Here is a 24699-nt window from a genome sequence, read left to right as displayed (position 1 = left end):
CCGCATAAGAGAGGAAGCTGGTCCGGGGCCTGCACGAGGCGTCCCCGGACGATTGCGGCAGTGAGGATGACGACTCCGCTCACTCCGCCGGGATCGCCAGCGGGGTGCCTGCGCCCGCCCCGGAGGGGGCCGCGTGCGGACCGAAGCCGGAGGTCTCGGGCATCAGGAGCAGGTACAGCCCGAACCCGAGCGCCGCGATCGTCGCGAGCACCAGGAAGGCGGCCGCGTAGCCGGCCGAGACGATGATGAGGCCGGCCAGCGTCGCGCTGAGCGCGGCGCCGATTCCCTGCGCGGTGGCGATCGCGCCCTGGGCCGCGTTGAAGTGGCCCGTGCCGCGCGTGAGATCGGCCACCACGATCGGGAACAGCGCCCCGAAGATGCCCGCGCCCACGCCGTCCAGGCACTGCACCGCCACAAGGTAGGCGGGGTTGTCGGAGAGGGTGTAGAGCACGCCCCGCAGGGCCAGCACTCCGAACGCGGCCAGGAAGATGGGCTTGCGCCCGAAGCTGTCTGCCTTGGTGCCGACGAGCACGGCCATCGGCACCATCACGACTTGCGCCGCCACGATGCAGACCGCGATGAGCGAGGTGGCGTCCTCCTTGCCGACGATTCGGGCGAGGAGCTGGCCGACGGCGGGCAGCATCGCCGCATTGGCGAGATGGAAGGTCGCCGCGAGGGCCGCAAACAGCAGCAGGACCTTGTTGCGCAGGAGCAGCGACCAGCCGGACGGCTGATCGTCGCTGGCCTTGTCCTCGGCGCAGCCGAGGCCACGGGCGAGGTCGTGGTCGATCGCGCCTGCGGGCACCATCAGCATCGCGCTGATGCTCAGGGCCGTCAGCACGGCCATCAGCCAGAACACCACCACCGGACCGAAGAAGTAGGCTGTCGAACCCGCAATGGCGGCCGAGACGGCATTGCCGGCGTGGTTGAAGCCCTCGTTGCGGCCGACCCGCCGGGAGAAGGCCCTGGGGCCGACGACGCCGAGCGTGATGGCTGCGATCGCCGGCGGGAAGACCGCACCCGCCATATGGGCGAGCGACTGGGTTGCGGTGACGAGGTAGAAATTCGAGATCCACGGCAGGGCGAGGCAGCTCGCCGTGATCGCAAGGGCACCGGCAATGACCATGGCCCGCTTGTGGCGGGTGCGGTCGATGAGGGCACCGGCCGGCGTCTGGGCGATCAGGCCGACGATGCCCGCAATGGTCATGACGAGGCCCGTCGTTGCCTCGTTCCAGCCCCGATCCGGCCCCTGTACGGCGATGAGGTAGATCGCCAAGTAGGGGCCGAGGCCGTCGCGCACATCGGCGAGGAAGAAGTTGAGCGCGTCGAGGCCGCGCAGGGCCCGAGGTGACGGGTCGGGCGCGTGACACAATCCGGCAGCATCCGGAGACGAAGGCGTGTTGGTCATGGCCATCTCCCCTGACGCAAGGTCGTCTGCAGGAAATCGCCTTTTCTGCAGTCGTTGCCGCGCGATGAACGGCATAAATCCGTAAACATTCTCTCTGTCTCTGATGAAGACAAGGTGATCTGCGTCTGTCGAGACGGCCGGCGCCGGGGCAGCTGCCTCTGCCGGCGAGGGCGGCTCCGCTCAGCGTGGCGGCGGAGCAGCGGGAGCGGGCGGCGGGGAGGACGCAGCCGGTGTTGCGAGGGCGTGGTGGCCATCGGGACCGGGTCGGCGCCGTGGCTTCGGCGGTCTCCTGTCGAGCTCCGCCTTCTGGTTGCCGACCATCATGGACATCACTCCTGCGCTCTTGGGCCGGAACCGGCTTGCGAGGCACAGGAGGGCAACCGGCGTGCCAGGATCTAAGGTGTTGATTTAGAATTGGATTGCTGCAGCCGCGCGGGTCAGGTGTCGTCTTTCCCGACACCGGGCGTCGTCCTTTCCGACGTCCCGCCCCCCCTGTCGGCGAGCCCGTAGCGCTCGATCTTGGCGTAGAGGAGCTGGCGCTGGATGCCGAGGCGCTTGGCGGCCTGGGCGCGGTTGCCGCTGGACTCCTGCAGGGCGCGCGCGATCATCGCCTTCTCCAGCCGCGCCACTGCGGTCGGCAGGTCGCCGGACAGCCAATCCTCGGGTGCCGGCCCGCCCGGCCGATCGAACCCGGGCAGGTCGAGATCGGCCGCGTCGATGACCTCACCCCGCACCAGCACAGCGGCCCGCTCGATGATGTTGCGCAGCTCCCGCACATTGCCGGGCCAATCGTAACGAAGCAGGCGAGCGGCGGCCTGCGGGGTGAGCCGCCGGGGCACTCCGCCGCCCCCCGCACCGAGGGCGAGGAAGTGCTCGGCCAGCGGCAGGATGTCGGCGAGGCGCTCCCGCAACGGCGGCAGCACGATCGGGATGACGTTCAGGCGGTAGTAGAGGTCCTGCCGGAAGCCGCCGGAGGCGACCAGGGCCGGCAGGTCGCGATGGGTCGCGGCCACGACGCGCATCTCGACCGCCACCGGCCTGCCGCCGACCGGCGTCACCACCTTGTCCTGGATCGCGCGCAGGATCTTGGCCTGCATGGCGGGAGGCATGTCGCCGATCTCGTCGAGGAAGAGCGTGCCGCCCTGCGCTTCCCGGAAGGCGCCCGGGCGATCCGCCGCCGCGCCGGTGAACGCGCCCTTCACGTGCCCGAACAGCTCGCTTTCCAGAAGCTCGGCCGGAATCGCCGCACAATTGACCGGAACGAACGGGGCCGACCAGCGGCGTCCGTGATCGTGGAGGGCGCGGGCCACGACCTCCTTGCCGGTTCCGGTCTCGCCCTGCAGCAGAACAGTCGCGTCGCTGTCGGCGGCGAGGCCGATCGCCTTCTGCACGCGCCGCATCGCCTCGCTCGATCCGACCAGACAGGTCTCGGCGGCCGCCGCCGGAGCCGCGGGGGCGGCCTCGCCCGGTGCCCGCAGCGACAGCATGCGGCCGAGCAGGGCGCGCAGCTCCTCCCGGCCGACCGGTTTGGTGAGGTGGTCGAAGGCGCCGAGACGCATCGCCTCGATGGTGTTCTCCGCGCTGGCATAGGCGGTCAGCACCACCGCCGGCGGGGCCCGTGGCCGGTCCCGGATACGCTTCAGAACCGCGATGCCGTCGAGATCTCCCGGCATGCGCAGGTCGAGCAGCACGGCGGCGATGTCCGGGTTCGCCGCGAGCCGGGCGAGAGCCTCCCGGCCCGAGGCGGCCAGGACCGGCTCGTGACCGAGATCCGCGATGGTCTCGGCCAGTCCCTCGCGCAGGGCAGGCTCGTCATCGACGATCAGGACGGTTGCCATGGCAGGTCGAGCTCGAAGGTTGCGCCGGGTCCGCCCGGCTCGAGGCGCGCCTCGCCGCCATGGGCCCGGGCGATCTCGCGGACGATGGCAAGCCCCAGTCCCGTGCCGTCGGGCCGGCCCGTGACGAAAGGTTCGAACAGACGCGCACGCAGCGCGTCCGGCACGCCCGGACCCGTGTCCTCGACCGCGATCCGCAGCCGGTCTCCGGCCCGCGCGGCGGTCACGCGCACGAGGGCGCCTTCGGGACAATTCTGGACGGCGTTGAGGATGAGGTTGTCGGCGGCCCGCCGAATCTGGCCTTCGTCGAGGCAGGGCTGATCGGCCCGGGCCAGCGCGGGTGCGACGATCTCGATTCGGATGCGCTTGGCCCCGGCAAGCTCCTCATGCAGGCGCGCGCTGGCCGCAAGCACGTCCGCAATGTCGGTCGGCGCCAGAGCGGGCGGACGAGGCTGGATCAGGCTCAGCAGATCTCGCAGCAGGCGGTCCATGCGGTCGATCTGTTCGAGCACGACCGTCAGGGCTGCCCGGGACCGAATCGGGTCCCGACTCGCGAGCGCGTTCTCCGCCTTCAGGCGCATGGCCGCGAGCGGGTTGCGGATCTCGTGCGCGACACCGGACGCCATGCGACCCACCGCGGCGAGCCGCTCGGCCGAGGCGGCGCGCTGCCGGGCCGCCGCGAGGCGGGCGCCCGCCGCGTTGAGAGCCAGGACCAGACGGTCGAGCTCGCGAATTCCCGTAGGCTCCAGATACGGCAGGTCCCCGCTATCCTGGTCATGCGTCCTCAGCCGCATCTCCAGCCTGCCGATGCGGCGCGACAGCACGTAGAGCAGACGGCCGAGCAGAGAGGCGGACCCGATCACGGTCAAGGCCAGGAAGCCGAGTCCCGTCAGCAGTTGAATGTAGGCCGGTCCCTGGTCGGTGTGGACGCGCATCATGGTCCAGGCCGTGGCGTTCGGGATCGGGCCTCGCAGAGGACAGGCCTGCAGCACCAGGCTCTGCGTCCGGGCCGCAATCCGGACCGTGACGGGCCGCTCGCTCCGGGCCGCCTCGGCGTTGATGCGCCGGATCGTGTCGAGTTCGGCACTCGGCAGATCCGTCTTGGGGCCGGTGCCCTCATAGGTCGGGAAGCCGTAGGCGGCCGAGCCGGATCCGCCGGTCCAGATGCCGCCCTCGATGCCGGGGGCTCGCGCGAGGGCGGCGTCGACCACGTCGGTCAGCTGCGTCTGCAGCGTCGGGTCGATCTCCCGCCCATTGCCGCTCCGGCCCGAGACGAAGACGGCGTAGCGCTCGCCGATATCGCGGCAGGCCCGCGCCACTGCCCCCTCGGCCGCGGCGACCTGCACGGCGGCGGATTGCTTGTAGAACTCGACCAGCAGGTAGGCAGTCGCCGCGGCCGAGGCGAGCAGCAGGATCCAGAGCGCGAGCAGTCGGGTGCGGAGCGCATGCAGGATCATGCCGGCGCCGCTTTCCGCTGATCGACCGCGTTTGTGTTCATGGTGTTTCCCGCTCGCCTTTCCGCCCGGTCGGCCTCGACACGGGACGGCGCGGGCGGACGCTTGCCCGATTCCGCGTTGTCACGCACAACTGCACGGCGCGACGACAGGCCGCGCCCAACACAGATCAGGGAGGCGCTCGTGAGCGAAGAGGCCAATCTCAGAACTCCGGGTGAAGCGACGAGTGGTGATGCCGGGTCCGACGACGCGCTCAACCGAGCCGCACTGACCTACCACCAGTTTCCTCGACCTGGGAAGATCTCGGTCATGCCCACCAAGGACATGACAACGCAGCGGGATCTCGCGCTCGCTTACTCTCCCGGCGTCGCTGCCGCCTGCATGGCGATCCACAACGATCCGCTGGCAGCGTCCCAATACACCTCGCGCGCCAACCTCGTCGCCGTGATCTCGAACGGCACCGCCGTGCTCGGCCTCGGCAATATCGGCGCGCTCGCCGGCAAGCCGGTGATGGAAGGGAAAGGCTGCCTGTTCAAGAAATTTGCCGGCGTCGACGTCTTCGACATCGAGATCGACGAGACGGATCCGGACAAGCTTGTTCCGATCATCGCCAGCCTGGAGCCGACCTTCGGCGGAATCAATCTCGAGGACATCAAGGCACCGGAATGCTTCATCATCGAAACGCGCCTGCGCGAGATCATGAAGATTCCGGTCTTCCATGACGATCAGCATGGCACCGCGATCGTGGCGGCTGCCGCGGTCCTGAACGGATTGACGATCGTCGAGAAGCAGATCGCCGAGGTGAAGCTGGTCTGCTCGGGAGCCGGCGCCGCTGCGATCGCCTGCCTCAACCTGCTGGTCGGCATGGGGCTGCGCAAGGAGAACATCCTGGTCACCGACAGCCGTGGCGTCCTGACCAGGGACCGCCTCGGATCGCTGGATGCGCAGAAGGCCGCCTACGCCCGGGAGACGACGGCACGGACCCTCGCCGATGCCGTCCGGGACGCCGACATCTTCCTCGGCGTGTCGATGGCGGGCGTCCTCACGCCGGACATGGTCGCCAGCATGGCGAGGAAGCCCCTGATCCTGGCGCTCGCCAATCCGGAGCCGGAAATCTGGCCGGAGCGCGCCAGAGCCGTCAGGCCGGACGCCATCATCGCGACGGGCCGGTCGGACTACCCGAACCAGGTCAACAATGTGCTCTGCTTCCCGTTCATCTTCCGCGGAGCCCTCGATGTCGGTGCGACGGCGATCAACGAGGAGATGAAACTCGCCGCCGTGCACGCCATTGCCGAACTCGCCCGAGCGGAGCAATCCGACGTGGTCAGCGCCGCCTACGGGACGAAGAACCTCAGGTTCGGGCCCGACTTTCTGATCCCGCGTCCCTTCGACCCGCGGCTCATCCTGCGGGTTGCTCCGGCCGTGGCGCAGGCTGCGATCGACAGCGGCGTGGCGACACGACCCTTCGCGGATCTCGAAGCGTACCGCCGCTCGCTGCAGAGCTTCGTCTACACCTCCGGCACGGTGATGCAGCCGGTCTTTGCGGCCGCGGCGGAAGGTGCCTTGCGGCGCATCGCCTTTGCGGAAGGTGAGGACGACCGCATCCTGAGAGCCGCGCAGGTGATCGTCGACGAGCGCCTCGCCAAGCCGGTCCTCGTCGGCCGGCGCGACACCATCGCGCACAGGATCAGGGAGCTGGATCTGCGGCTTCAGCTCGATCGCGATGCCGATGTGGTTGGATTCGACGACGAGGATTTTGCGACAGCCGCAGCGGATCGCTATTACCAGCTGCTGAAGCGCCGAGGCTTATCGCGCGAGTCCGCCTCGGTCGAGATGCGTCGGAACGGGACGCTCGTGGCCGCCATGCTGCTCCAGAGCGGGCAGGTCGACGGAATGTTGTGCGGGACCTATGGCAGCTACGGCGCGCACCTGAAGCATGTCGCGGACGTCATCGGCCTCAAGCCCGGGGCGCACAGCTTTGCGGCCATGAGCCTCCTGCAGCTCCCGAGACATACGGTGTTCATTTGCGATCCCTTCATCCATCTCGATCCGACGGCTGAAGAGGTTGCGGAGATGACGGTCCTGGCAGCGGCGGAGTTGCGCCGATTCGGCCAGACACCTCGCGCTGCGCTGTTGTCTCACTCGAATTTTGGGACTGCGAACGATGGGGCAGCCGGCAAGATGCGCGACGCTCTCGCCCTGATCCGGGAGCGGGCGCCAGAGCTCGAAGTCGAGGGCGAGATGAACGCCGATGCGGCGCTCAGCTCCCCGACGCTTCAACGGATCTTTCCCGATGCGGCGCTCAGGGCTGAGGCGAACCTTCTCATCATGCCGAATCTCGACGCCGCGAACATCACCTTCAACGCACTGAAGATCGTCGCAGGCCAAGGCATTTCCGTAGGACCGATCCTGCTGGGAGCAGCGAGGCCGGTTCACATCCTGACACCCACGACGACAGTGCGCGGCATCGTCAACATGACTGCGCTCACATCGGTCGCCGCCAAGGTCTGACGCGGCCCCCTGTGCCGGATGTCCGGACGAGAATAAGGCGTTCACGTCGCCCGGACGGACTCGCGTGCGTGAGCACGCGACCGAAGCCGCCGCCCATCATCAGCGGGGGCGGCTTCGTCGGCGGCGCTCGCCAGGCGAGATGAGGCCAGAAGCTTACGCTGATCTCATCTGGCTTACGAGCAAATCGGCGATGAGGTTGTTGCTTGAGATCAACACCCGCACGTATTCAGCATTTGACTTCACGGCCAAATCTGACGGTGTCCGCACGTTCTGGAGGGCGCCGGCAAAGGCAAGCCGCGCTTCGATCTCGCCTTCGACGTAGGACAGCCAGATGCCCTGCTGGCTGCCCAGCTTGTCGAGCAGGCGACGAGCCACCGAGGAGGCGCTGGCCTGAGAGGCAGCGGGCTGCGGTGCCGCAGTCTCGGGAGCGGCCGGTGACTGGCTCGCGACCGGAGCGGGCGCGTCATGCAGCGGCTCGGCCACCTCGGCCGGGCTGGACTCGAGGGCTACCGGCTCCGGCTTCGGCTCCGGGATGATGTTCTCGGGGACCTGCTCCGGCTCGGGAGCCTCGAGTCGTGCAGCTTCCGGCGCGAGAGCCTCGGGTGCCTCCTCCTGAGCGAGCAATGGCTGAGAATTGCTGCCCGGATCCGCTTCGTGCGCCGCCTGCTCACCGGCGTCAGGCTGCTCAGCAGCCTCACCCTCGAAGCTGGCTTCAGTAGACTGCTCACCATGAGCCACTGACTCGATCATAGAGTTTTCCCTCTGGACCGGTGGTGACCGTCGGCCGCGGCGTGCTGCCATGTCGCTGCACTCCTCTTTCAGAGGCAGACCCGCGCCTCTGTCCGAGGCGCGGGTTCCTGCCGTTCACATCCCGTTACGCAGCCTGCGGAACCGCGTAGATTTCCTTGGCCTGCGCCTGGAAGGCGGCGATCTGAGAGCGGACGTACTCAGCCTGGATCTGAGCGGCTTCCTGCACGTCGCGAGCGCGGATGATCTTGTGGGCGACCTCGAAGGCAGCGTTGGCGTTCTGCTCGGCGAAGTCGAGGCTGCGCGTGTAAGCGACGCTGAGGGGAAGCTGCGAAGACTTGAACGAGGACTGGAAGGTCTCGTTGATCTTGCGGGTGTTCTGCAGGAAGGCGGTGACGGCCTTCTGCGCCTGCTCGACGCTCTTCTCGGCGAAGTCGCGCAGCTCGGCGGGGACCTCGAAGGGGTTCTGGGTGGTCATGGACGTTTCTCCAGGGCTGGTACGCACCGCCCTATTGTGCGGCGCATCATGTATGCTGCATTGCACAACAGAATGCAACTAAGCCGACTGGCCTAATCCACGAGACGGCGCGATGCTGCCAAGCGCCTCGAGCCGAACTCCGTCACCGCAATATCTCGCAAGGCGACATGGTGGAGCGATTGTGGTCATTCTGTGATCCGAGGCAGAGGGCCTGCACTTGATCAGCTAGTCGCCGCAAGTTTGCAACCTAGGGGGGCATAACTGCGGTTGGCCTAGGCCACACAGCGATGCCGTATGATACAATGGCCCAGCTGTCCTGGCGAGCCTTATCTCAGTTCCTCCGGCGCTGACAGGGACGCATCGGACCCGCGGCCGAGAGCAGGCCGGAGGCGCCGCGATCTCGACGGGCAGCGAACGCGGGTTGCTGTCCGGCATCGCCGGCTCGTCACACCGCTCCCGTGCGGATGAATACTCTCCGCGCCACGGCTACCGCAGCGGTCAGGTCATTCCGATCCGTCCCGTAGCGCCGCCACAGGTCGTCCAGCCATTGCGGCGGCCTCTCATCCACGGACCCGATCTCCGCAGCAGGAACGTGGTACATGCCGTCGAGCGCCTCGATACCATAGCCGGTCACGGCCCATTGCCGTCCCTGCCAGTACACGGGCTCGGTCAGAGATGAACTCATCCTGGTCGCTCCTCATGCGGCTAGGTTGGTGATCTCGCGGATCTCGCAGCTGTCGGCCCGCATCTGCCAATCGGCCACGCCCAGCCGTTCACACAGCATCGCCTTGGCTTCAGCGAGAGCGAACATCTCCGAGGACGACCGGATGAGGCACCTCCATTGAAGGACGCGACGGTCATGCCCGGTGTCGTCCGAAACGACTTTGTGGAAGGCGACAGCGAAGGTGCGCATTCGATGACTCCCGTACCAAACAATACCGACGGGCATTTTCATGTGACCATTGGTTCCGTTCTCGAATTGTCGCCAAGCCTCTTCACAAAGCCTCTGGCGTGGCATCGACCAGTCGGGATGGGTCAACAGCCCGCTGCGTCAGCACCCGCTGCAGCAGCAACCCGGACCGTTGGTATAACATCGCCCCGCCAGCTTACGTTGATATGCCTCAAAAAGGCGGCAGGGCCGGCTCGGCCGGTCGCAGTGCGGCCCATTCTCAGGGCCGGTCGGCGCGCAGGTGCTGCTGGAACCAGTCCCGCGCGAGTCGCGCCACCCTGTCGAGCGCACCGGGCTCTTCGAAGAGGTGCGTCGCTCCCGGTACGACCGCAAGCTGCTTCACGCAGCACAGTTGGGACAGTGCGGCCTGGTTCAGCTTGAGCACCTCGACATCGTTCCCGCCGATGATCAGCAGCGTCGGCGCCGCCACCCGCGACAGTGCTGCTCCCGCGAGATCGGGACGCCCGCCGCGCGACACGACCGCACCGACGCGCCGCGGGCGCGCCGTGGCCGCAAGGAGTGCCGCCCCCGCCCCCGTGCTGGCGCCGAAGAGGCCGCACGGCAGGTTGCTCAGGGTCGGCTGGTCCGCGAGCCAGTCCGAGATGATGCAGAGCCGCCCGGCCAGGAAGCCGATGTCGAACCTCAGATGTCCCGTCGAGCGGTCGATGCGCTCCTCGTCCGGCGTCAGGAGATCAGCCAGCACCGTGGCGAAGCCTGCCTCGTTGAGCCGCCGCGCCACGCTCCGGTTCCGGGGACTGAAGCGGCTGCTGCCCGAGCCGTGCGCGAAGAGGACGACTCCATGCGCGCCGCCGGGCTGGCAGAGGGTCGCATCCAGGGCAACGGAATCCGCCGCGATCGCGACCTGATGTTCCGTAAGGTCGAACGGGCCGTCCATGCGCGCTCTCCGTGACTCATACCAACGGCCCCTAGATGCTGCTGCATCGGGCCGGCGACCTGTCTCGAATTTTCGATGCCAAGCCAAAGGCTTGGCAAAAATCCGAGAACGGAACCAACGGTCATTTGACCGCTGGGATCAAACCGGGGCGGAGGCCGCCTCACAAGCCGGCCGGGAAGGTCTCCGGCACGTCGCCCGCCTCCCACAGGGCCGTCGTCTCCAACGGCGTGACCGCGCGCGTCTCGTCGACATGCAGCACGGCATCGAACTGGTCCGGAAGATGCGCGCGGACGTAGTGGCTCTGCCGTTCGGCCTCCGGGCGGTAGATGACCCCGATCGCCCGCTCGAGCCGCGCCGGCCACAAGGCTTCCGCCGCGTGCGTCCCGGCCGTGAGCGGCAGGCAGAAGCGGCCGAGGCCGAGGGCGTGGAACAGGGCCTCGTAGCTCCCGGGCAGCGCCGGGGAGATGCGCATGCGCTCGACGGGCGCGCCCCAGTCCGAGGCGGCCGCGACGGTTCCGGCATAGGTGGTGAGGCCGATCCGCACCACCGCGTCTCCGTAGCGCTCGCGCAGCAACTGGCCGAGATTCAGCTCGCCGCGCTCGCTCATCTGGGTCGCGCGCGCATCGCCCAGATGCGAGTTGTGGGCCCAGACGGCGATCCTCGGCTCGGACCCGCCCTGGCCGAGATGGGCGACGAGCGCCTCCACGCACTGGGCCATGTGACCGTCGCGCAGGTTCCAGGACGAGACCTCGCGGAGGAACATCGTGCGGTAATATTCTTCGGCGCTCTTGACCACGCGGGCGTTCTGCTCTGCGCTGAACACCTCGTCGCGGTTCATGCTGTCAGCCCAGGCCAGACTGGCTGCCGCCCGGCGCTGCAGCGCCGCAAGCTGCGCGACGGCCTCATCCTGGCAGGAGCGCGCGAGGTTCAGCCCGGCCACGAAGCCGTAGACTTGGCAGTCCTCGCCGAACTGGTCGAAGCACGCGTAGCGGGCGCGGGCCTGCTCGGCTGCCGCGGGATCGACCGATGCGAGGAAGTGCAGCACCGCCTTCATCGAGGCGCGCAGGCTGTAGAGATCGATCCCGTAGACACCGACCTTGGTCGCTCCGTGGGGGAGGGAATGGTTGTGGGCGCGCAGCCACTCCAGGAACGCAACCATCTCGGTGTTGCGCCACATCCAGGTCGGGAAGCGCCGGAAACCCGCGAGCGCCTCGACGGCATCGAGATCCTCGCTGTCCCCGCGAACGTAGCGGTTGACCCGCCATGCATCCGGCCAGTCGGACTCGATCGCCACCGCCGTGAAGCCTTTCTCCCGGATCAGCCGCTTCGTGATCTCCGCCCGCTCGCAGTAGAATTCGTGCGTGCCATGCGAGGCCTCTCCCAGGAGGGCGAACCGCGCCTCCCCGATCAGATCCATCAGCGGGTCGTAATCCCGCGCGTCCCCGGTCAAGCTGATCACGGCCTCCCGGAGGCTCGCAACGAGCGCGGGATCGGGATCCTCCCGGACGGGCTCGGCCTCCGGCGTGAGCAGGGGCCGGCCGAGCAGCCGTCGCACCTCGTCGTCGCTCGTCTGGGTGAAATCCCTGTAGGAGGCCCCCACGGCCCAGAAGGGCTCGGGAATGATGGCGCAGACGATCTCGTCGGCCTCCCGCTCCAGCCGCTCGACCGTGTCCCGGGACGCGGTCGGCACGGCCACGATGATCCGCGCCGGATTGCGTTGTCTGACGGCCTGGATCGCGGCCTGCATCGTGGCGCCCGTGGCCAGCCCGTCATCGACGAGGATCACGATGCGCCCTTGCACCTCTGCGGGTGGCTGTCCGCACCGATAGAGTTGCTCGCGCCGCTGCAACTCCTCCTCTTCCCGGGCTGCCACCGCATCGATGACGGCGGACGGGATCTCAAGGGACGACACGATGTCGGAATTGAGCACGCGGACGTTGCCGCTCGCGATCGCGCCCATCGCGAGTTCCTCGTGTCCGGGTACGCCGAGCTTGCGCACCACGAATACGTCGAGGTGCGCGCGAAGCGCCTTCGCAACCTCGGCCGCCACCGGAACGCCGCCGCGCGGGAGAGCCAGAACGACGACGTCCGGCCGGCCCGCGTAAGCGGTGAGCCTGCCCGCAAGCACCCGTCCCGCTTCGGTGCGATTCTGAAAGACTCGTCGGCTCATCCTTGCCTCCGGCCAAGATGACGTGCCGGGGTCGGCGCACACGGCCGATCCGAAACGCTCGCAGGGGCGCCAGCCGAGAGCCGTGCCTGCTCCGGTTGGATCGGCCGCTCCGGTTGGATCGGGCACGGCCCTTCAGCTCTTGCTGTGTCGCGCTCTCGGGCGCCGGACCGGCAGCCACAGCGGCTTGGAGCACTCTAAAGCAACGAGCCATTACGAGGATTGTGCCAGATCAATTTCGGTCGATTCAGCGCTGCAAGCGCCCGCTCGGAGCCTGGTCCTCCGCAAATGGCGGCATCGGGATCAGGTGCGCCGGCGATACATCACGAAATCACAAGTCCGGCGGCATGGGGCAAGCACACGCTCACCCTATCGGTCGGGAGCGGCACCGCCAGGATCGAGCCCCCGGAAGTCCGAGGCGACCGAGCCCGGGATCACGCGTCCACGCCCGCAGGCGAGGTCCTCGCATTCGGCCGGGAGCCGGCGGAGGGCAGGAGGCGGAACAGCAGCATGCCAGCGACCATGGCGGCTACGAAGGTCGCCGCCTGGAGCGGCACGACCGACAGGATGGTCAGCGCCGGCCCGGGGCACAGGCCGACCAAGCCCCATCCGATGCCGAAGACCGCAGCGCCCATGAGCAGGCGTGGGTCGAGGCCGCGCCGGGTTGGGATCTCCAGCCGCGGCGCGAGCACGGGGCGACCGCGGCGGCGCGCGACGCGGTAGCCGACGGCCGAGGCCGCGACGGCCCCCGCCATGACGAGGGCGAGGCTCGGGTCCCAGCGGCCGGTCACGTCGAGAAAGGCCAGGACCTTGGCCGGGTTGGCCATGCCGGAGACGAGCAGGCCGAGCCCGAACAGCAGGCCGACCGCGAAGGACGAGACGATCCTGGACATGGCTCAGGCTCCGATGAGGTGGCGGGTGACGAAGACCGTCAGGACGGCGACGGCCACGAAAACGCCGGTCGCGACGAGGGAACGGGGCGAGCCGCGACCGATGCCGCACACGCCGTGACCGCTGGTGCAGCCGGCCCCGAGCCTCGCCCCGAAACCGACCAGCAGCCCGGCGAGAGCGAGGAGGGCGTACGAGGCAGCGACCGTGACCGGCGGCAGGGTGCCGCCGAGGCCGGCATAGACGAGGGGCGCCAGGACCAAGCCGGCCAGGAAGGCGATGCGCCAGCCGGTCTCGCCGGGCTCCGACGGCAGCAACCCGCCGAGGATGCCGCTGATGCCGGCGATGCGCCCGTTGAGGACGAGCAGCAGCGCGGCGGAAGCGCCGATCATGAGGCCGCCGAGAAGGGCGGGAAGCGGGGTGAAGGCGTCCATGAGGCTCACTCCTGGCCTGCCGCGCCGGTTCTTCGGCAGAACAGGCCGTGCAGGGTGGCGAACTGCGTCTCGATACGGGCGGCGGCGATGTGGTGCCAGGGCCTCTGGCGCTCTCGCCGGACGATGACGATGCCCTCCTGCCGCACGGCGAGCGCGCGCAGGATGCCTGCGACCTCGGAGGCGGTTCGGGGGTTGTCGGAGGGGATCGCGATGCCGGTCACCGGTGCATTCATGAATTAGCTTAAACTTATTCAGATGCTTCTAATGTTCGGTCAAGGCGCAGGAGGGCTCGATGATTCCCGGCACCTCGAAACGGATCCCGCTCCACACCAGCCGCCGCGTGACCCGGCGGATCGAGGCGGAGCTCAATGAAAGCGTGCGCTGGCACGCCGCGCATCCCGAGACGATCGGCCGGCGTCTTCGCCAGCTCGACGAGGAGTGGGATATCGAGCGCATGCTGGAGGCCAATGCGGCGACGCTCGCGCTCGCGGGAACCGTGCTCGGCGCGACGAGGGACCGGCGCTGGCTCGTCCTGCCGGCAGCCGTGACGGCGTTCCTCCTGCAGCATGCCATCCAGGGCTGGTGCCCGCCGCTGCCGCTCCTGAGGAGGCTCGGCTTCCGGACCGCCCGGGAGATCGACGTCGAGCGCAATGCCCTGAAGGCGCTGAGGGGCGATTTCGGCCCGATCGGGCCGGGCGCGGGCGACCATGACACTCGGGTGAGCCATGCGCTCATGGCGGCAAGGCTCTAGATATGCAGTGATGGTGCGGGATCGGCCCTGACGCGCCAGGCGGAGATGCGCCCCCTGGCCGATGCCTTGCCGGCCTGTTCCTCAAGGGAGGCCGCGCGGCGCCGCCATCGGCAGGGTCCGGCCGTGACGCTCAGTGAGGGCTCGGCGGGATGACCTCATGGGTCACGTCCTGCCCCGTCTCCACCTCGCGGACGCTGATCCTCACGCCCTGCCGGATCAGGTGCTCAAGGTCACTGGCCGACAGATAGACCTTGCTCTCGGGGTCGTAGAGCCGGCAGCCGCCGTAGCGCCTGAGATGGCGGATGGGTGGGGACTTCTTGCTGGACATCGCAGCGAGGGTTCGTCGGCAGCCCGCCGCCTCCAGCGGGCAGGCAGATCTTAACTAGAATCATTACAGACTGATGTCGAACCGGCAATGGCCGTCGACGCGGTCCATGCCCGGCAGGGTGCGGATTGAAACGGCGCATCGGACGGGTGCGATCCTCTTCCGCTCAGCCCGCTTCCGGACAGAAGATGTCCTTGAGCGTGGCGAGCACGCGGACGGCCCGCGGATCCTCCAGGCGGTAGTACAGGGTCTGGCTCTCGCGCCGGAACGCGACCAGCCCGTCCTCGCGCAGCTTGGCGAGATGCTGCGACAAGGCCGACTGGCCGAGTTCCACGGCCCTGGCGAGGCGCGTGACGTCCATCTCGCCGCGCGCGACCAACAGGCACAGGATGAGCAGGCGTTTCTCATTCGCGAGGAGGCGCAGCAGGCGCGCGGCGTCGGCCGCCTTGTCCTGGAGCCGCAGCAGGTCGGAGGGCGTCACGGCGTCCATTGATGCACGCTCCCATACATTGGAATTGCCTGATCGAGATGTGACCAACGTATGGTCGACGGCCCGATCCGACCATCCCGGGAGGGATCCATGGGGCAAGCGAAGGCCCTGTGATCAGGGCCTTTTTCGACGAGCCCACCAACATCGACGGCGACCTCGCGGCCATACCTGGAGTGCGTGATCAGCTTGAGCCACGCAACCGGGGCGGTCCCGGGACCTATTCCGGCAAGCCGGCTTCACGTAGCCCCTGTGCGAGGAGGTCGGTCTGATGCACGAACTCCGGATGGGTCGACTGGCTTTCCTGGCGCCAGCGACTGATCGTGTAGCCAGGTCTGATCGCCGCGAGCTGGGCAGCCGCGGCCCTCGCCTCCTCGTTCTGACCCTTTCGCGCATACGCGGCGGCAAGATTGAGATAGCTGACCGCCCTCAGGGGCGCTGGTGCCACGAGTGATCGCGAGCACCAGGTGATCGCCTCATCGTGCCGCTGCCGACGTTCTGCGGCCTCGCACAGCGTCGCAGACCACAGGCTCAGCAGAGGATCGTGTGGGCTGAGCCGGACGGCCCGCTCGGCCAGCGCGAATGCCTCGTCCGCTTGACCGAGCTGCAACTTGGCGTTGGCCATGGACCCGTAAGCGGGTGCCAGGCTGGCATTGTAGGCGATCGCAGTCTGGTGGGCGGCAACCGCCGCTTCGTACTGCTTCTGCCCCCGCAGGATCTCCCCCTTGATGCAGTAGGCCATCGCTTCGTCCGGCCGGCTGGCGAGCACCGTGTCCACCAGATAATCGGCACGCGCCAGGTCACTCGTCACCGAGGTGGACCAGCCGAAATTCACCATCAGCGCCAGGGACCGGGCAAGGCCCACACGCGCACGCACGCTCTCGCCGTCTCGCTTGAGAGCTTGCTCGAACAGGGTTCGCGCCCGCAGCAGGCTCTCCCGTGAAAGCGGCCGGTTGAGAACAGACCAGCCATGTGCGGCCAGATCGGCGGCGTCGGGGTTGTTCGGCCGCTCGTGCTGGAACTGGCGCACCTCAGCCTCGGTCAGCTCGATGTTCAGCGCTCTCGTGATTTGGGCGACAACATCGTCTTCGATATCGGAGATGGCAGATGCATCGCTCTTGAAGCGCTCTGCCCAGATTTCCGCGCCCGTGACGGTGTCGATCAGGCGAGCGTTGATGCGAACGCGGGTGCCGGTGTGGCGCAGGCTGCCATTCAGGAGGTAGCGGACGCGCAGCTCACGTCCGAGATCGCGCACGTCGGCAAGCTTGTCCTTGTAGGCCAAGGCGGTGCTGCTCGCGATGACGAAGCTGCCCTCGATGCGAGACAGGTCGGAGGTGATCTCGGCAGCGATGCTCTCCGCCAAGCGCTCGTATTCCGGACCGCCGTCCCGGCTGGCGAAGGGCAGGACCACGATCGAGAGCCGAGCGGCCAGGCTGTCCTGGAGCTGAGGCCGAACCGGATTGGCGGAGACCGTTGCGGCTGCCTGGACTGCGGTCGAGGACGATTGTTCGGAGGTCGGGCCAATCGAGACCGGATGCGTGTCGAGGTAAGACACCCAGATCAGACCCGCGATGGCGAGCGACGAGCCGGCCAGCCAAAGGACTGCATGCGATCGCGGCCGGTTTTCCTGTGGGGACTTCACCGCCTCAACCATGTCCGGGAGCTGCGCGATGGCGTCGGACCGGATGGCAAGGACACGGACAGGCTGGTCTATATTCTTGAGCGACCGCTCGCCCCAATCCTCGACGGGATAGGGCAGCCTTCCACGCATCTGGTCGTGAGCAGCCCGCGACAGGCATACCCCTCCGGCGGGCGCGATCGCCTCCAGACGGGCGGCGATGTTCACGCTGTCGCCGTAGATGTCGCCATCAGGCTCGACGACCAGCTCGCCGATGTTGATGCCGATGCGCAGGGCGATCCGGAGCGTCTCCGGCACGCCCTCGTTCCAGGCACCCATGCCGTGCTGGATCTCGACCGCACAGGTGACCGCCTCGACAGCACTCGGGAACTCGGCCAGGACGCCGTCGCCGGTGGCCTTCACCACCCGGCCGCCATGTTGCTTGATCTGCGGATCGATGAGGTCACGGCGGAGGGATCTCAGACGTGCCAGCGTCCACTCCTCGTTCGCGCCCATGTAGCGGCTGTAATCAACCATGTCCGCGGCGAGCACGGCAGCCAGATGCCGCTCCACGTGATCGGGCCGATAACGCTGAGCTCTGCGCATGTCAGCCTCCTGGCCGCACGCCTTTGCCGAATCAAGCCACAGCAATCCGGGTTGTGCAATAAAATTAAAGCAGCCCGCATCCTGCCTCGCCATCGGCTGATCAGCGTCGCGAACAGCACATCCGGGTGTGCGCTGCTTCATTGTGCACTGCCTTTAACTTGCGCTAGAGACAGCTGAGGCGATCTGCACCAGAGGTGAGGCGCGATGGGCCGGGTGATGGCGACGGGGCGGCGCAGCGGAGAACAGGAACCGCGTCGCCGGCTGGACCACCTCGCCCGCGGGTGGAGCAAGCGCCGGATCCGTCAGGAATGGTCCGTGCCGCCACGCTTTGCCGACTCTGCGCCCTGATCTGCACGGGAGCCAGCATGGTTGCAGCAGCGAAAGCACCGCGCGCTGGGGTCGGTCCGATTCTCGGGTGCGCCCGACCCGGCCGGCCCGCATTCTTCAACATCAGGCTGGCCGCGGCGAGCAGGCCAGACGACGTGTGGCGGCAGCAGGAGCACCGGAGCCTGACCGCCCGCGAGCTGATCCGCATGGCTCAGACCGTGCGGCGCCGCGCTTCAGCATCGGCGGAGTGAAAGGTTCCGGCAATACCTGTTGCGCGCACGTTCACCGCGCTTCTTAGCCGTCGATTCAAGGTTGCCCTGCATTCTGCCTTCATGACTTCGGGGCTGGGAGGCAGAACCCGAGGCGACCGGGCAACGATCCGGATCAACAGAGACCAGACGTGGAGATGGCCTCGCAAGTTCGGCAGCGACCGGCGGCGGGGCCTTCTTCGTTTCAGCACGGAGCTCTGCAGCGGATTTCCACCGGGCAGAAGGCCATCAGGAGTTCCGAGGGGCCGGGTGGCGCGATGAGATCGGCAGCGTGACCCCTCCGCCCGACCCGACCTTCTCGTCCCGGCGCACCGGACGGCCGTTCGGAATGGCTTCTGCTGGCCGAGTGACCGGCGCTGGTGGCACAATCGGCACGAGGGTGAACCCGACCGTGAGGCGTCCGCTCACGCGGGCAGCCGCCCGAACCCGGTCCGTGGGGCCCCGGGAGCCTGCTCGCATGCGCTTCGCCGCCGCTCTCGTCACGATCGTCGCGCTGGGCCTGCTGCTCCTGGTCCCGCCACCCGTGGCCATTCTGCTGTCCTGCCTGATCCTGCTCGCGTGGCCGATATTGGACCGTTCCCGGTAGACGGGCAGCGCCGGCATCCGGCCGAGCCGGGCCGCCCCCGAGATCCGGGTCATCGCCTCGCATCCGGGACAGGCGCTTGGCCTATGCCTCCTCGAAGGCGCCGCGCCCCGGCGCCTTCGCCCTGTGCGAGCCCGGTCATCGCGCCCGTCGCGCGCGCGATGAGGTCGTACTTCGTGCGTGTGAGGTTCGGCGACATCGTTTCGATTTCAGCGACCCAGTGTCCGGCTGATCTGGCCTTCTGATGCTGTCGCGGCTGTGGAGCTGTGGGCAGCGCGGCACGCGCTGTCCATCAGATCCTCAGCCGGGGCGGGAGACGGCCATGGATCTGGCGACGGCACGGGATCGGTCGAACTCTATGCCCGGACCGGCGATGCCGGCCTCGTCTGCCGGCGCTGCGGCATCTCGCGCCCGATGCTGGCAAGGGGTGGCGGAGGTCTCAGGCCGAGGGCGCCGCACGCCCCAGCACGGCTGGTGGCTCACCATGGCCGAGATCGAGTTGAGCGCACTGGGGCAGATGTGCCTCGCCCGGCGCATCGCCCAGGCCGAGACGCTCAGCAGTCAGGTCGCCCTCTGGGAAGAGCGGCGCAACGCCGCCAAGGTGAACTGGCACTTCACGACCTGCCAAGCTCGCGACAAGCCGCGCAGCCTCTCCCCGGCACTTGATCTAGGACAAAACACTAGAGGTAGTTTGCCAGCGACAGCTTCGCCAAGGTTGCGGTGGTCTGATAGCTCGCCTGCAGCTGCGTCTGGATCGTCAACAGCTTGGCGGCCACTTCCTCATTGCTCACGCTCTCGATGCCGTCGAGCGAGTTCTGCAGGACGAGACGGGTGGCGCTGTTCTGCGATTTCTGGGTCTGGATGCGGCTCGACGCGAGGCTGAGATCGGTGTTGATCTGCTCGATGGTCTGACCGGCATCGGGCTGCAGGAAGCTCTTGAGACGGTCGGCGAAGGCCGCGAAGCGGGCATCGTCGGCCTTGTCGTCCGTGAAACCCACGCTCGCGGCAACGGCGATGCCCGCGAGCGCATTGCGCAGGGCGGGCTCGTTCGCCTGGAGCCCGACCGCCACGGACTCGCCGGACGACACCTTCAGGCTCAGCGTCTGGCGCGGGTCGGCCGAGGCGTCGTCGCCCCTGTACCAGATCACGGTCCGGTCGCTCGGGTCGGCGACGTAGCCGGTGGCCGCGCCGGCGGCATCGAGCGCGACCCGCCGCGGCGCGAGGCCCGGCGAGGCGGAGCCCGCGAAGAAGTCGGAAGCCGCCCGCGTCGCCGAACTCGCCGTCAGCTCGTTCGCGGCGGCATCCTCGAGGGCGGCCGAGAGAGCCGCCGAGAGATGGCTCGCTGTCTCCTCGGGCGTCGCGCCGATCGCGAAGCGGCCGGCGGCGGTGTCGCCGTCCGCCGCGGCTATCAGGGTGATGGTCGTGCTGGTCCCGTCGCGCAGCCCGAGGGTGATGCGCAGCGTGTCGCCGGGGCTTGGCTGCGCGGCCACGCTGATCGACGCCGCGGCGGCGGTGCCGCCGCTCAGGGTCGCGGCCACGCCCGGCGGTGCGGCGCTCTGGGCGCCGACGACGGTTCTGCCGCTCAAGGAAGCGGCGAGATTCGCGGCACTCTGCGCGGCGTCCGCCCCGATCGCGAAGGTGTTCCGGCTCTCCGGTGCCGGCGAGATCCGCGCCATGAGGCCGACGAAGCTCTGGCTGCCATCGGCATTCTGCACCGTCACGCGGACGATGTCGCCGTCGCGAGGCTGGCTCGCGAAGGCCAGGGAGGCCGTCGCGGCCGAGCCCACGACGCTCGCGAGGCCGAGCGCGGACGGGTTGGAACTCACGGCACCCTCGATCGTGAAGCCGAAATTCGCGCGCACGGATGGGTCGGCGCTCTCCGAGAGCGTCAGCGCAGCCCCGGCCTGGGTCAGGGACAGCCGGCCCGTCCGCGGCGTCCCGGTGCCGAGATCGGCCGCCTGCCGTTCCGCGATCACCGCACCGATGCCGTCGAGCGCCGCCGCCGGGTCGCCGTTCAGGATCTTGTCCGCCGTCTCGACCGGCGCGATGTCGGTCACCCGCCCGCCGAACAGGTACTGGCCGGCGGAACTCTGGTTGAGGGCGTCGACGAAGCCGCCGAGCCGCCCCTCCGCGATGCTCTTCAGGCTGAGGCGGGCGCTGCCGCCGACCTGGGCGACCGTGTTGCTGAGCTGGTTCCAGGTGTCCGAGGCGAGGGTCGCGGCCTGCCCGACGCCGGCGCTCGCGAGATCGATGCGGATCCTGCCGAGATCGATCGCCGCGTCGTAGCCGTCCAGGGCGGAGAGCTGGGCATGGGCGTTGAGGCTGGTGCCCCGGCCGGATCCGAGCCCGCCATAGGTCTCCGATACCCGCCCGGTGGCGAGCTGCCCCGACAGGTCGTTGAGCTGGCCCTTCAGCGCGACGAGCCGCCTCGTGTTGATGTCGTTGGCGTAGGTGCCGGCGGCATACGGGGTGATCGCCATGGCGTCAGATCCGCATCAGGGTGTCGATCATGTCCTTGGCCGCCGTCAGCACCCGCGCATTGGCGGCATAGGCGGATTGGAGCTGGATCAGCCTGGACAATTCCTCGTCGATGTTGACGCCCGATTGCGTGCCGAAGCGGCTCTGGGCCGTCGAGAGCGCGATCTTCTGCCCCTCGTCGAGCTGCTGGGCCTGCGCGGCGGCCGCGCCCTGAGCATCGATGATCGATTGCGCGAAATCCTGCACGCTGGTGCTGTAGGGCGCGCTGATTCCGCCGATCCCGCTCGCCGCCGAGAAGGTGCGGCTGCGGCCGGTGAGCGCGTCGTACAGGAAGGAGGGGCGCTTGGCGTCGCCGGCTCCGGTCGTGCCCGCATAGCCGATCAGGCTCGACGTGTCGGCCATGAGGGCGGGGTTGACGGTCAGCCGCTGCGCGAGGCCGGTGAGGTGCGAGCCGCCCTCGAAGGATCCCGTGTAGACGCTGTTGCCGGAGCCGGAATCCACGAAGAGAGGGAGTTGCTCGGCCCCGTTCCGCGTGTCCGTGGCGCTCGTCGGGACGGTGATCGATGCTGTCGCGCCCGTGAGCGTGAGGCCGCTCGCGAGGATCCGCACCGCGCCCGCGCCGCCGGACGGTGCCGCGCTCACCGCGAATCCGGTCCCGAGCGCGGAGGCGATGGCGCCCGCAAAGGTCGAGGGCCCGCCCGCGATGTCGAAGGGGACGACGAGCGCAGTCGGATCGTCCATGAGGTTCGGGTCGATGGCGGCGGGCGCGTTGCCCATCGTCGGCATCAGGATGACGTTCCGCGCCACGCCGGACGTGCGCAGGGCGAGCGTGACCGTGTTGCCGGCCTGAAGTCCCGTGAGGTCGATGTCGAACCCGCTGCCGCCCTCGCCCGTCGCGGCTGTGCCGCTCACATTCCTGTCGCTCATCGCCCGCGACAGTCCGGCCGCGAGGTCGTCGAGCTGGCGCTGGGCCTGGACCAGGGTGTCGTCGCGCAAGGTGAGCGCCGCCGCAATGGAGCCGGAGCGGATCGCCTTATCGGCCACGAGGTCGATGCGGGCCCCCGAGGGCGTCGTGGCCGTGATGGTGCCGACGCCGCGCATGCTCGCATCCGTGGAGTAGACCGCCGAGGGCCCGAGCTGGCTGCGCCCGTCGAAGGCAAGCGTCGCGGCCGAGCCGTGATCGACCAGGGTGACGCCCGAACTGGTGAGCACCGTCACCGAGCCGTCGCCCACTGCGTTCGTCTGAACGTCCATGGACTGGGCGAGTTCGGTGATGCGCTGGTCGCGCTGGTCCAGAAGCTCGGCTGCGAGCGAATCCCCTCCCCCGCTTCCGGTCGAGCCGACGATCTTCACGTTCAGGGCGGCGATCTCGGACAGGAGCTTGCTGGCCGATGCGACATCGGCCCCGAGCCGCGATTCGAGGCCGGTGCGCAGCTCCTGCACGCCGTTCGCGACGTCGCTGATCCGGTTGGCGAGCCGCCCGGCATCGCTGAGCACGGTGGAGCGGTTCGGCGCCGAGCTCGGATCGCTCGCAAGCGACTGGAGGGACTGCGCGAAGGCGTTGACGACACCGTCGAGGGCCGCCTCGCTGCCCGGCGTGCCGTAGAGCGCGTCGATCTGGGAATGGATCGAGGCAACGAGGTCCGTATAGGCGGCGCCCGAGGTTTCGAGGCGCAGCTGCTTCTGCGCGGCGGCGTCGAGGACACGCGTCACCGTGCCGGTGCCGACCCCGGCATTGCCGGACTGCGATACCGGAGTGAGCGTGCGCTTGACGTAGCCGGGCGTGCTCTGGTTCGCGACGTTCTGCGACACGATGCCGATCGCCGCCTGCGTCACCTGCAGGCCGGCCGTCGCCGTGTTGAGCGCGTTCAGGGCCATCGTCGCACCTTATTTCCGGTCGCCGATCTCCAGTACCGCCGTCACCGGATGATGTTGATGAGGTCGGTCATCATCTGCTGGGCGGTCGACATCACCCGGGTATTGGCCGAGTAGGCCTGCTGGGTGATGATGAGCTTCGAGAACTCGTTGGCCGTATCGGTGTTGGACTGCTCGACATTGCCGCCCACGACGGTTGCCCCCTTCAGGCCGATGAGCGGCTCGCCGGAATCCGCGGTCCGGGCGTAGTTCCCGAGCGACTCCGCCCTGAGGGCGTCGGGGGCGTTGAACCGCACCACCCCGACCTGCGCCAGGGCGAGGTCGTTGCCGTTCGAATAGGTCCCGGTGATCTTGCCGTCGCTCGTCACCGCGAGCGCCGTGAGGGTGCCGGAGGCGTAGCCGTTCTGCTGCAGCGTATTGGTCGTCACCTGCCCGTTGGCGGCGCCGTACTGGGTCAGGCCCCCCGAACCGGTATCGAGGGTGAGCGTCCCGAGCGAAGTGCCGTCGACCGTCACGTTCGGGATCGCGAGGGTGCCGCCGGTCGGCGCGGTGAGCTGCCCGCTGGCATTGAAGGTGAAGGCGGTGCCGACATTCTTCCACGTGGACGAGGCCGAGGTAGTGCCGTTCTGCGCGGCGTAGAACAGGTTCCAGGTGTCGCTGGTGCCGGCGGTGCTGTCGGCGGACGCGACCTTGGCCCAGCGCAGCTGCAGGTTCACTGGCGAGCCGGTCGACGAATAGGCGGTGAGCGAGCCGCCGGAGATGCTGGAGGACAGGAAGCCGTCGGTGTCGGCCGCGGCCACACTCGCCGGCGTGGACGCGGTGCCCGACAGCACCCGCACGTCGCCGCCCGGGAGCGCCGCGAGGAGGGCCGAGCCGGTGGTGGTAGGGGTGCTCGGCAGGTTCGCCGCATAGGAGAGCGCGGTCGTGGCCTTGGCGGGCAGCACCTGGTTGGAGATCTTGATGACGCCGTCGCCAGTGGTCTGGCCGGTGAGCGGGTCGAGGCTCTGACCGACGAGGTAGGACCCCGCCCCGTTCACGAGGAAGCCGTCCTTGTCGACCGTGAAGTCGCCGCGCCGCGTGTACAGGTTCTCGCTCGAGAAGCTGCGCTGGCCGGCGGTATCCGTCCCCGGGATGCGCACCACGAAGAAGCCGTCCCCGTTCAGGGCCATGTTGGTGCCGATTCCGGTCGAGGTGAGGTTGCCCTGCAGCGTGTTGGTGAGCTGCGAATAGGCGGCCACCGAGCCGCTTGTCTGAGACTTCACCGGCTGCTCGGCGAGCAGATCGACGAAGGTGGTGTCGATGCGGCGGTAGCCGGTGGTCTGCGCGTTGGCGATGTTGCCCGAGATGTTGTCCAGGGAGAACGCCTGGGCCTTGAGGCCGGAGACCGCGGTCTGCAGCGCGCTGAAAACGTCCATCTCGGCATCGTCCTGTCGGCATCGATCGGGGGGGCGCGGCAAGCCCGATGCCAGGCCTAACTGCTTGATCCACCTGGCCCTATTGCGCCCCGGAGAGGCAGTTTCTGCCGATCCGGCCGCGCAAGCCGGGCAGAAGCTGCCGGGTGCGGCCGCGGGAGGCTCGAAAGCCGGTCACCGCGTTTACGGGCTGTTGAGCGCG

At 68.5% G+C, this 24699-nt stretch carries 21 protein-coding genes; 3 read left to right on the top strand and 18 right to left on the bottom strand.

Annotation, left to right across the window (positions count from 1 at the left end):
* Positions 1–79: 79 nt before the first annotated feature.
* The 3 genes from MNOD_RS11215 to MNOD_RS11205 all read right to left on the bottom strand — a co-directional run bounded on the left by MNOD_RS11215 (position 80) and on the right by MNOD_RS11205 (position 4700).
* The gene (locus MNOD_RS11215; RefSeq protein ID WP_015928987.1) at positions 80–1408 is read right to left on the bottom strand and encodes an MFS transporter; all 1329 of its coding nucleotides are present in this window, start codon (positions 1406–1408) and stop codon (positions 80–82) included.
* A 437-nt stretch (positions 1409–1845) separates the two neighbouring features.
* On the bottom strand, positions 1846–3246 hold the full coding sequence (locus tag MNOD_RS11210) for a sigma-54-dependent transcriptional regulator (protein WP_015928986.1): 1401 nt from the start codon (positions 3244–3246) through the stop codon (positions 1846–1848).
* Positions 3231–4700 (bottom strand): sensor histidine kinase, encoded by a 1470-nt coding sequence (locus tag MNOD_RS11205; protein WP_015928985.1) that lies wholly within the window; start codon positions 4698–4700, stop codon positions 3231–3233. Before MNOD_RS11205 ends, MNOD_RS11210 begins: the two co-directional genes overlap by 16 nt.
* Before the next feature lie 297 nt (positions 4701–4997).
* Between MNOD_RS11205 and MNOD_RS11200 the strand changes: the two genes are divergently transcribed.
* Positions 4998–7208 carry an NADP-dependent malic enzyme gene (locus MNOD_RS11200; RefSeq protein WP_425277507.1) on the top strand — a complete coding sequence of 737 codons (2211 nt, stop codon included), beginning with the start codon at positions 4998–5000 and terminating at the stop codon, positions 7206–7208.
* 153 nt (positions 7209–7361) lie between these two features.
* Here MNOD_RS11200 and MNOD_RS42985 read toward each other — a convergent pair whose 3' ends face one another.
* From MNOD_RS42985 to MNOD_RS41320, 9 genes are all read right to left on the bottom strand, one after another.
* The gene (locus tag MNOD_RS42985) at positions 7362–7958 is read right to left on the bottom strand and encodes a hypothetical protein (RefSeq protein ID WP_015928983.1); all 597 of its coding nucleotides are present in this window, start codon (positions 7956–7958) and stop codon (positions 7362–7364) included.
* A 124-nt stretch (positions 7959–8082) separates the two neighbouring features.
* A complete protein-coding gene (locus MNOD_RS11185) occupies positions 8083–8433 on the bottom strand; it encodes a phasin (protein WP_015928982.1) in 351 nt (116 codons plus the stop codon).
* A gap of 445 nt (positions 8434–8878) precedes the next feature.
* On the bottom strand, positions 8879–9118 hold the full coding sequence (locus MNOD_RS11180) for a hypothetical protein (protein ID WP_015928981.1): 240 nt from the start codon (positions 9116–9118) through the stop codon (positions 8879–8881).
* 12 nt (positions 9119–9130) lie between these two features.
* Positions 9131–9472, bottom strand: a complete 342-nt coding sequence (locus tag MNOD_RS48925; RefSeq protein ID WP_244424706.1) for a hypothetical protein — start codon at positions 9470–9472, stop codon at positions 9131–9133.
* Positions 9473–9602: 130 nt separating this feature from the next.
* Positions 9603–10277 carry a dienelactone hydrolase family protein gene (locus tag MNOD_RS11170; RefSeq protein WP_015928979.1) on the bottom strand — a complete coding sequence of 225 codons (675 nt, stop codon included), beginning with the start codon at positions 10275–10277 and terminating at the stop codon, positions 9603–9605.
* A 160-nt stretch (positions 10278–10437) separates the two neighbouring features.
* Positions 10438–12447, bottom strand: coding sequence for an erythromycin esterase family protein (locus tag MNOD_RS11165; RefSeq protein WP_015928978.1), 2010 nt, complete (start codon positions 12445–12447; stop codon positions 10438–10440).
* 431 nt (positions 12448–12878) lie between these two features.
* Positions 12879–13337 (bottom strand): DUF6691 family protein, encoded by a 459-nt coding sequence (locus MNOD_RS11160; protein ID WP_015928977.1) that lies wholly within the window; start codon positions 13335–13337, stop codon positions 12879–12881.
* 3 nt (positions 13338–13340) lie between these two features.
* The gene (locus MNOD_RS11155; protein ID WP_015928976.1) at positions 13341–13766 is read right to left on the bottom strand and encodes a YeeE/YedE family protein; all 426 of its coding nucleotides are present in this window, start codon (positions 13764–13766) and stop codon (positions 13341–13343) included.
* A gap of 5 nt (positions 13767–13771) precedes the next feature.
* Positions 13772–13999, bottom strand: coding sequence for a hypothetical protein (locus tag MNOD_RS41320; RefSeq protein WP_015928975.1), 228 nt, complete (start codon positions 13997–13999; stop codon positions 13772–13774).
* A 59-nt stretch (positions 14000–14058) separates the two neighbouring features.
* Here MNOD_RS41320 and MNOD_RS11145 point away from each other — a divergent pair, with 59 nt between their 5' ends.
* Positions 14059–14517 (top strand): YgaP family membrane protein, encoded by a 459-nt coding sequence (locus MNOD_RS11145; RefSeq protein ID WP_015928974.1) that lies wholly within the window; start codon positions 14059–14061, stop codon positions 14515–14517.
* 130 nt (positions 14518–14647) lie between these two features.
* Here the strand turns inward: MNOD_RS11145 and MNOD_RS11140 are convergent, their stop codons facing one another.
* The 3 genes from MNOD_RS11140 to MNOD_RS11130 all read right to left on the bottom strand — a co-directional run bounded on the left by MNOD_RS11140 (position 14648) and on the right by MNOD_RS11130 (position 17553).
* Positions 14648–14845 carry a polyhydroxyalkanoate synthesis regulator DNA-binding domain-containing protein gene (locus MNOD_RS11140; protein WP_015928973.1) on the bottom strand — a complete coding sequence of 66 codons (198 nt, stop codon included), beginning with the start codon at positions 14843–14845 and terminating at the stop codon, positions 14648–14650.
* A gap of 163 nt (positions 14846–15008) precedes the next feature.
* Positions 15009–15332, bottom strand: a complete 324-nt coding sequence (locus tag MNOD_RS11135) for an ArsR/SmtB family transcription factor (protein ID WP_015928972.1) — start codon at positions 15330–15332, stop codon at positions 15009–15011.
* Positions 15333–15549: 217 nt separating this feature from the next.
* Positions 15550–17553 (bottom strand): tetratricopeptide repeat protein, encoded by a 2004-nt coding sequence (locus tag MNOD_RS11130; protein ID WP_015928971.1) that lies wholly within the window; start codon positions 17551–17553, stop codon positions 15550–15552.
* A gap of 1053 nt (positions 17554–18606) precedes the next feature.
* On the opposite strand from MNOD_RS11130, the gene MNOD_RS49920 reads away from it, so the two are divergent.
* The gene (locus MNOD_RS49920; protein ID WP_015928969.1) at positions 18607–18735 is read left to right on the top strand and encodes a hypothetical protein; all 129 of its coding nucleotides are present in this window, start codon (positions 18607–18609) and stop codon (positions 18733–18735) included.
* A gap of 677 nt (positions 18736–19412) precedes the next feature.
* Here MNOD_RS49920 and MNOD_RS11115 read toward each other — a convergent pair.
* Genes MNOD_RS11115 through MNOD_RS11105 form a run of 3 tightly spaced genes read right to left on the bottom strand, consistent with a single transcriptional unit; the run spans position 19413 to position 24500 of the window.
* A complete protein-coding gene (locus MNOD_RS11115) occupies positions 19413–21212 on the bottom strand; it encodes a hypothetical protein (RefSeq protein WP_015928968.1) in 1800 nt (599 codons plus the stop codon).
* A 4-nt stretch (positions 21213–21216) separates the two neighbouring features.
* Complete coding sequence (flgK, locus tag MNOD_RS11110; protein ID WP_015928967.1) at positions 21217–23088, bottom strand: flagellar hook-associated protein FlgK; 1872 nt, start codon at positions 23086–23088, stop codon at positions 21217–21219.
* Between the two features lie 41 nt (positions 23089–23129).
* Positions 23130–24500, bottom strand: a complete 1371-nt coding sequence (locus MNOD_RS11105) for a flagellar hook protein FlgE (RefSeq protein WP_015928966.1) — start codon at positions 24498–24500, stop codon at positions 23130–23132.
* Between the last annotated feature and the right edge of the window lie 199 nt (positions 24501–24699).

Source organism: Methylobacterium nodulans ORS 2060, assembly GCF_000022085.1.
GTDB classification, from domain to species: domain Bacteria; phylum Pseudomonadota; class Alphaproteobacteria; order Rhizobiales; family Beijerinckiaceae; genus Methylobacterium; species Methylobacterium nodulans.
The sequence above is the reverse complement of the archived record's forward strand: the minus strand, read 5'-3'. Positions and strand labels throughout refer to the sequence as shown.